The sequence below is a fragment of the Gemmatimonadota bacterium genome, assembly GCA_026706345.1.
Classification (GTDB): Bacteria; JAAXHH01; JAAXHH01; order JAAXHH01; family JAAXHH01; genus JAAXHH01.
This window is the reverse complement of the sequence record JAPOYX010000052.1, coordinates 1-2,245: the sequence shown is the minus strand read 5'-3', so window position 1 is coordinate 2,245 and position 2,245 is coordinate 1. Positions and strand designations below refer to the sequence as shown.

The following is a 2,245-nucleotide window of genomic DNA, read 5'->3' as shown; positions in this document are numbered from 1 at the left end:
AATCCCTCCGCGTTGACTCAGTCCATCGGTATTGGTCAGCAGTTCGCGGTGCGCGGTTGGCTGGTCGCTGCGCGTTTGCACCGACAGCCAGGTGACCGGACGCTGACTTTCGGCCAGCAGGAAATCAATCAGCTCGGGACTGCCCGAGGGCAGGATGGACGATCCGGCGCCGCCCAGGTTCACCTCGATCGCGCCCTGCCCGAGGTCGCGCAGCACATTTGCATACGCCCGCAGCTCGTCCCGACTGGCGAGACGACACGCCAGAGGGCGACCCTTGAAGCCCACGTGTTGCGTGGCCACGGTGGTGGAAAAGCCGAGCGCCCCGGCCTGTACGCCTTCTCGCAGGAGGGCCGCAATCCGCCGGGTCTCGTCAGGCGTTGCGGCCCGTTCCTGGGCGGCTTCCCCGATGACGTAGGATCGAATCGGCGACAGCGGAACCAGAAAACCGAGATTGATTCCCATCCCCGTCCGGAACGGGGCGGCCATGAAATCCGCCAGGCTCTCCCACTCCCAGGTCACGCCCTGTGACAACACCTCAAAGGACATCCCCTCCACATTGACCAGATCCCAGGCCAGCACCTCACGCTTCTCGGGCAGACACGGCGCAAGCCCCACCCCGCAATTTCCCATCACCACACTCGTCACCCCGTTCCACGAAGAACAGGAGATCAGCGGATCCCAGCAGACCTGGGCGTCGTAGTGAGTGTGAGGGTCAATAAAGCCGGGGGCGACAATCAGATCGGATGCGTCAATAACGCGGGGGACGTTCTCATTGAGCGTTCCGGTTGGCGCAATTTCGGCGATCCGGCCCTGCGCCACCCCAATATCGGCCCGATAGCGGGCCGCACCCGTGCCATCCACAACGGTTCCGTTTGTGATCAACAGATCGTAGGCCATGCTTGTCCTCTTTATCCCGCGCAGTTACGCAGCCTCTTGAGCCAGCAGCTTGTCCACGGCCCCCTCCACCACCGTTCCTTTGAAAAAGTCGGGATTGGTCCCCGTCCATAGTGTGGTCGGGTTGGTGAAGACAAAATCCCGAAAGTCATCCGGGGTGATCACGTCGTGCTCGACCAGCTCATGGGCCTCTTCCAGAACTTCTTCCATGTCGGGCACGTCCCAGTGGCCGATGTCCGAACTGAAAATGGCCTTGAGGCGCGCACCAAACGGATTCAGCCCGGCATTAAACGCGATGGCATTCATGGGATCATCGGCTTCACAACCGAAATAGAAATTGGGGACAAACAAACCTTTGATGTCTTCGGCTTTTTCAATCCCGCAGCGCGCCCAGTCGTCCAGCGTGCTCGGGTCTTCGCGGGTACCGCCCATCAGGTTTTTTTCATCGATCAGGCGGCCGGGATACTCCTCGGCCCATTTGCCGCCGTAGCGTTGATACAGATCGAGCAACTGTTCGGAGTTCAGATTGGCCGGATCGTAGTTGGCCATCTTGGTGCCGTTGCGCTTCTCCCAGTGGCCGATCATATCGGCGTAGAGGTTGCACGCCCAGCCAACCCCGCTTTCCAGGAAGCCGAACTTGAGCGTCGGAAACCGACGCGTGACGCCGCTCATGAACATGGCTTTACACAGCGCCTCGCCCGAGGCGGCAAAATGTCCGATGTGGTTATACATATAGTTCGAGATGGAGGTCCGGCTGCCCCAGCCCATGGCCGGCGAGTGAAAGGTCGGCGCGAGCTTCAGCTCGACACAGCGCGCCCAGACCGGGTCATAGTCATACGCGCTGTCCAAACAGAACGTATCCAGCCAGAACGCGTGTTCGGCAACCTCCGGGGCAGCACGTTCGACTACCGGAATGGGACGCTGCACATGCCCGGCCATCATCACCGCCTTGAGACCGAGCTCGTGAACCACAAACTCAAGCTCTTCAATGGCCTCCTGCGGCGTGTGCATGGGAATAGCGGCCGCCGGGGTCATCCGGCTGGCATACTCGCCGAAATACTCCGCATGAAAAGTATTGAGCGCTCGGCAGGCGGCCCGGCGCATTTCGGGGTTTTCAATATGTGGGAACAGTAAGCCCAGCGTTGGGTAGAGAACGGTAAAGTCCAGGCCGATGACGTCCATCCGTTCGGACAAGAGCTTGGGCAGCATGGCGGTTGCGCGATCCAAGGTATTCTTTGTCGGTAGCGCCCACCACGGCGAGCGCGTCGCGCGTTGGTCCAGCCGTTCTTCGGGCGACAGGGAATACCAGCGGAACAAACGGCCCCAGCCCCCGGAGTTGCGCTCGGGCGAG

The 2,245-nt window shown here is 61.0% G+C and carries 2 protein-coding genes; both read right to left on the bottom strand.

All coding sequences use genetic code 11. The features are described from left to right. Positions 1-897: amidohydrolase family protein (locus tag OXG98_04750; protein ID MCY3771312.1), on the bottom strand; the 897-nt coding region annotated here is incomplete at its 3' end. A gap of 24 nt (positions 898-921) precedes the next feature. Further along, the coding region (locus tag OXG98_04745) for an amidohydrolase family protein (protein MCY3771311.1) at positions 922-2,245 on the bottom strand (1,324 nt) is incomplete at its 5' end.